Below are 4,294 nucleotides of genomic sequence, written 5' to 3' on the forward strand. Positions count from 1 at the left end.
TATGGTATTTTAAGGCTTTGGGTAAAGTATCAAATAGCCTTTGTAATTGTGAAAATGGTGTGCCCGAAGGTATGATAATAGCCTTCTGATCAAGATCATATTCAAATCCGGTGACTTGTTGGTCTTTACTCATATCAAAAACACCCTGAAAAACCTTATATTGACCATGATCCATGCCTAAATAGGCATAATGACCATCGGATGCCCATTCGCCTTTTTTTAATGATGGTGGAGTTGTTCCAGAGAACATTTTAATCGTTGCCATATTGTAATTTTCTATTGTTTATACTGCAATTATTGGATACTCTATCTGATAGTTAGATCATTGAATAAGCCTTATTAAATAGCTCGTTAGAGACGTAATTGCCTCCATTTTCTACTCGAGAAATGGAAAGCACTAGGAGTCGTAATGTATTTTGGCTGGGTAAGAGCTTTGCCGTTTTACTCACCTTTAAATCACGACAAACGGTATTGATGTATGCGCTTGTGTTGTTCTCGTGTTTGGGTGCATATTCACTAATTAAAGCAGGTACTGTATTCTTGCCCTTGTTGATGTCATTTTTAAGGTCTTTAATCATTGCCCGGACTCCATATTCTGGTGCGATGAACATTTCAAAACGCCTGTCCTTGTTTTGTGCCTTGGGCAGCTTTCCATTCCACTTTATATTCGTATAGATCAGATTACCAGGATTGTTGTTTCTAATGCCTCGTGGCATATTGGATAGATAAGTCGTGCCTCCTTTCCAATTGCGAAAAGTGTCAGGTAAAACCTTGTTGTTGGTAGTTAAAATATTCGACGGTTTGATGGATGAACCACTTGGGGGCAATAGGCCATGTTGGCTTTTGTTTCTTCTGCGAATCAACAATAGAGCCGTGGCTATTGCCCCAGTGGTTAACAACCCTCCCGAAATAAATAATATCTTCTTTTGCTTCTTATCCATCGTATGTATTGTATTAGAGCGGTATGCCCCATTCATCAAATTTGGGTTTGATCTGTGCTATTTCTTTTGTGCCTAACTCAAACCTGAACCATCCAATCAAATTGTAATTCTGACCTAAAAATGCAGCTCGTGAACCCCATAGATACATCTTCATGCCAAAGGCTTTTATCACCAATAGCATATCGTCCTTGGTCTTGATTTTATCTAGGATGCTGAAAATGGTCTTTTCATCGGTTCCAAAATCTAACATCGCTCCATAGAGTGTATTGGCAAATAAGGCTGCATCAGAAGTCGTTATCGTTAAATTATTCTTTTGGATATGCGTTTCCTTTAATGAGGGGGCAGTCCTTGTGCTCGTTCCATCCGGATTCTTTTTGAGCATCCTTTTAACCAGAATAATACCCACGCCAATTGCCACCATCGGAACACCTATTTTGATGCCTGTTGTGAGCAGTGCTGCCTTATTTGAAGTGGACAATTCCATTACACGAACTTCAAGGCTGTTTTGATGATTTGTGGGTTCTTAGCCACTTTTTCCAGCAGACGAATAATATCTTCCTGTTCTACCTTGTTGACAGCATTCTGAATGAGATTCCCCACTTTCTTAACTGTCTCTGGTGCTTCTGCTTCTATTGTGATGCCTACTTTAAATTTTCTCATGACTTATATTTTAAACTTCGTTTTATTACTCTTGTGTTTCGAACTCCTGCGAGTCCGCTCCTTCTATCGATTGTCCCAAGAATGCCAAGGTTTCATTAATGCGTTCTGCTTTATCTAAGCACAGACCAATGATATTGGCTATCTTGGCTACATCTTGTAATTCCCATGTGGATAATGCTTCGCTTAGGCTTTTAATGATGGCTGCTTTCTTCTTTTCTTCTGGTGTTTTAGGATTGCCTATTTCGCTTACTTCCACATTGGTGTCTGGTGTAAACCCTTCTTGATCGCTCACATCATCCACAATGCCTAGTGCTCCTTTTAATTCATCGGGACTTAGGCCTAATAGCTCAGCTGTTTTGGGAGAATTACTTAATATGCGGCCTCCAATGCCTGAGATTACACCCACAGCAACACGCTTCATCAGTTCATTGGGCGCATATCCTGCTAAGCGATTTTCTAGTTCTGATTTTTCATTTTTCAGATCCTTGTTTTCGTTTAAAAAGCGTTCTCTATCCACACGCAGCTCAGCATTCTCGCTACTTAGCTTCTCCAACTTTTCTTGAAGCATGGTATGGCGTGTTTCAAATTTGAAGTCGTCCAACTGCTTTTGGTAGGCAATACGATCGATTTCTTTGTTGCTGCCCGAGATGGTGTTGAATAGTCCAAATAGACCTTCTATTCCTTGTGCTCCATCCGTTTTACCAGTTACCATCCCCAAGAGGTTATTTAAATCATTTAATCCTCCTGCTGGTGGCTGAATTTGGCTGATCTCTTCTTTGATTAAGGTTTGTATTTCGCCTTTCTCCAGAGCTTGCTTTTGAGGACTCAGCAATCCGCTAACGTTGACTGTGTAATTGTTTAATCGACGAGCATTGGGGCTTTTGCCGCCGAACACACTTACCCTGAGCATGCCATGAGCTTGCTTGGCTTTATCAATGGCACTTTCCACATCCTGATTGAACTTGGCTGTGCCGGATGTCCTGGAAGTGAGTGCTGTTTCTTCAACTCCAGTTAAAAGGTAAATCTCATAAGCGTAAGGGTATTTTTGCTCTGCCTCTGAACGCTTTAGGAAATCGTATATACTTTGTATTTGTTCTCTATAGTCTAACATTATTTCAGTATCAAGTAGTTAATATTCTACAGTATTAATCTCCACTTTGTGGATTTCTGTGTGGGATGATCTTTACAAATTCTAAGCGATAGGGCTGAAAGTTTTCCACTGTGGTTTTGATATCGATGTAATCGGTAAAAACCTGATACCGAAATTCATCCATAAAGTCGTATTCTTCCGGTGTAGCTGTAAATATGTTATCGCTACTGGCCAATTCTAATTCTGTAATAGTTGCAGATAAAGCCCTTGTGTTGAGTATCCACATATCGTTTTTTAGATCGATGGACACATCAGCACTAGTAACTCTAATTACCGTTGGTTTCAACTGATAACTATCTATGGTTCGCATCCCTGAAACACGGTCTTTGGCAATGGTATGTATTAGCTCACTGGTGTTCATCTCATTAGTATTTTTGAATTAAAAAAGGGTTCTGTTTCACTAGATTTTTACCTAAGTGCTCGTTTCATATTCGATATAAATTCGGATGCTTAGTGAACTATTACTATTATTCTTATTACTCTTAAAAACAGTATACATAGTACTATTCACCTCAAGTGGTTCGTGAAATGGAATAATTTCTTTACTCAGGTGCTTTACCTTTCTATTTGCGGTGATAATATAGTCTCGAAGTAGGAAACTATTACCGTTTATAAGAAGACTGATATGGCCACATTCGTAGGCTTCGGGTTGTTTGTAGGTTTGTGTGCTGCGTTTAAAAATTACATCCTTATTGTTGTAGCAAAATACCAGTGTTTGCTGTGCTATAAAGTCTGTAAAATCCAGATCTGTCATCAGACTACCTTTGTCAAAAAGCTTTGCATCATTGTAGATGTAATCCGTGAATTGTGCCTGAAATAGATTGACGATGCTGTCGTTGAATAGTTCTTGTTGTTCTGCTGTGAAGCAAGAGAATACGATGTTAGTGCTCAACACTCTCATGATTTCAGGAAGTATATCACTTTCGAAAAAGGCTTTACTTTCTTCAATGGTTGAACGTGTGCGCAGGTAGGAATAGAACAGCTCTGCTATTGGATCATCCTGAAGCAGTTGGGTGATTAGCCTTTGCGGAAAGGATAATTGCTCAAATACTTCCTCTGCTTGTGCATCCTGCTTGACAATGGCATTTACAGCAATGCCTGTAATCAGCGTACATGCGGCAGGCAGTAAATCCTGAACATTTAGATGTGCATTGTCTTTTGACTGGTGAGTGATCACAAAGTATCTTTTCATTTTTCGGGAGTTGAAGGTTACTTTTTCTCTACCTCGGCAAGTAGATATACTCGAACATAGTAGCTATCTGCTACAGCAAGGTTTTCGCTATTGTCTTTGTAGATGATGCGTACAGGACTATTCTTGGCTTTTTCATTTACGGCAAAAGCTACGTCTTTGATGCTCATATCATCGCTGTGATGCAACAAGGCTACTTCGGTATCATCTGGAATAATCTCGGTATCATCGATCCAAACACGTAATGTGGCGCCTTGTAAAGCTGCTTGATTGGATAGGCGTAGAAAGATGCCTTTGATACGATCGTGCTCCGTTTTGGTATTGCCATTAAACTCAAAGGTATCGCCCTTTTTC

8 protein-coding genes are annotated in these 4,294 nt (G+C 39.7%); all 8 read right to left on the reverse strand.

The annotated features are described in order from the left end of the window. Positions 1-265 (reverse strand): hypothetical protein (locus tag A8B35_RS21980; protein WP_139314983.1); only part of this gene is annotated, 265 nt, incomplete at its 3' end. Positions 266-317: 52 nt separating this feature from the next. Continuing rightward, positions 318-977 (reverse strand): hypothetical protein, encoded by a 660-nt coding sequence (locus A8B35_RS23120; RefSeq protein ID WP_139314984.1) that lies wholly within the window; start codon positions 975-977, stop codon positions 318-320. After that, a complete protein-coding gene (locus A8B35_RS21990) occupies positions 955-1,362 on the reverse strand; it encodes an annexin (protein WP_139314985.1) in 408 nt (135 codons plus the stop codon). The genes A8B35_RS23120 and A8B35_RS21990 overlap by 23 nt, the downstream gene beginning before the upstream one ends. 62 nt (positions 1,363-1,424) lie before the next feature. After that, positions 1,425-1,601, reverse strand: a complete 177-nt coding sequence (locus A8B35_RS23470) for a hypothetical protein (protein ID WP_171973250.1) — start codon at positions 1,599-1,601, stop codon at positions 1,425-1,427. Between the two features lie 25 nt (positions 1,602-1,626). Further along, positions 1,627-2,712 (reverse strand): hypothetical protein, encoded by a 1,086-nt coding sequence (locus A8B35_RS21995; protein WP_075604039.1) that lies wholly within the window; start codon positions 2,710-2,712, stop codon positions 1,627-1,629. A 34-nt stretch (positions 2,713-2,746) separates the two neighbouring features. Further along, entirely contained in the window at positions 2,747-3,112 is a 366-nt protein-coding gene (locus A8B35_RS22000; protein ID WP_075604040.1) for a hypothetical protein, read from the reverse strand. A 51-nt stretch (positions 3,113-3,163) separates the two neighbouring features. After that, positions 3,164-3,943: a hypothetical protein gene (locus tag A8B35_RS22005; RefSeq protein ID WP_075604041.1), complete on the reverse strand. Its 780-nt coding sequence runs from the start codon at positions 3,941-3,943 to the stop codon at positions 3,164-3,166. Between the two features lie 17 nt (positions 3,944-3,960). Beyond that, positions 3,961-4,294 (reverse strand): hypothetical protein (locus A8B35_RS23475; protein WP_171973257.1); only part of this gene is annotated, 334 nt, incomplete at its 5' end.

This window comes from Saccharicrinis aurantiacus, from assembly GCF_001660705.2.
Taxonomy (GTDB): domain Bacteria; phylum Bacteroidota; class Bacteroidia; order Bacteroidales; family Marinilabiliaceae; genus Saccharicrinis; species Saccharicrinis aurantiacus.

What these genes read in the sequence shown, in the direction of transcription:
- A8B35_RS23120 (WP_139314984.1), bottom strand. Translation starts at nt 977, where the DNA reads ATGAATGGGGCATACCGCTCTAATACAATACATACGATGGATAAGAAG.
- A8B35_RS21990 (WP_139314985.1), bottom strand. Translation starts at nt 1,362, where the DNA reads ATGGTGGCAATTGGCGTGGGTATTATTCTGGTTAAAAGGATGCTCAAA.
- A8B35_RS23470 (WP_171973250.1), bottom strand. Translation starts at nt 1,601, where the DNA reads ATGAGAAAATTTAAAGTAGGCATCACAATAGAAGCAGAAGCACCAGAG.
- A8B35_RS21995 (WP_075604039.1), bottom strand. Translation starts at nt 2,712, where the DNA reads ATGTTAGACTATAGAGAACAAATACAAAGTATATACGATTTCCTAAAG.
- A8B35_RS22000 (WP_075604040.1), bottom strand. Translation starts at nt 3,112, where the DNA reads ATGAACACCAGTGAGCTAATACATACCATTGCCAAAGACCGTGTTTCA.
- A8B35_RS22005 (WP_075604041.1), bottom strand. Translation starts at nt 3,943, where the DNA reads ATGAAAAGATACTTTGTGATCACTCACCAGTCAAAAGACAATGCACAT.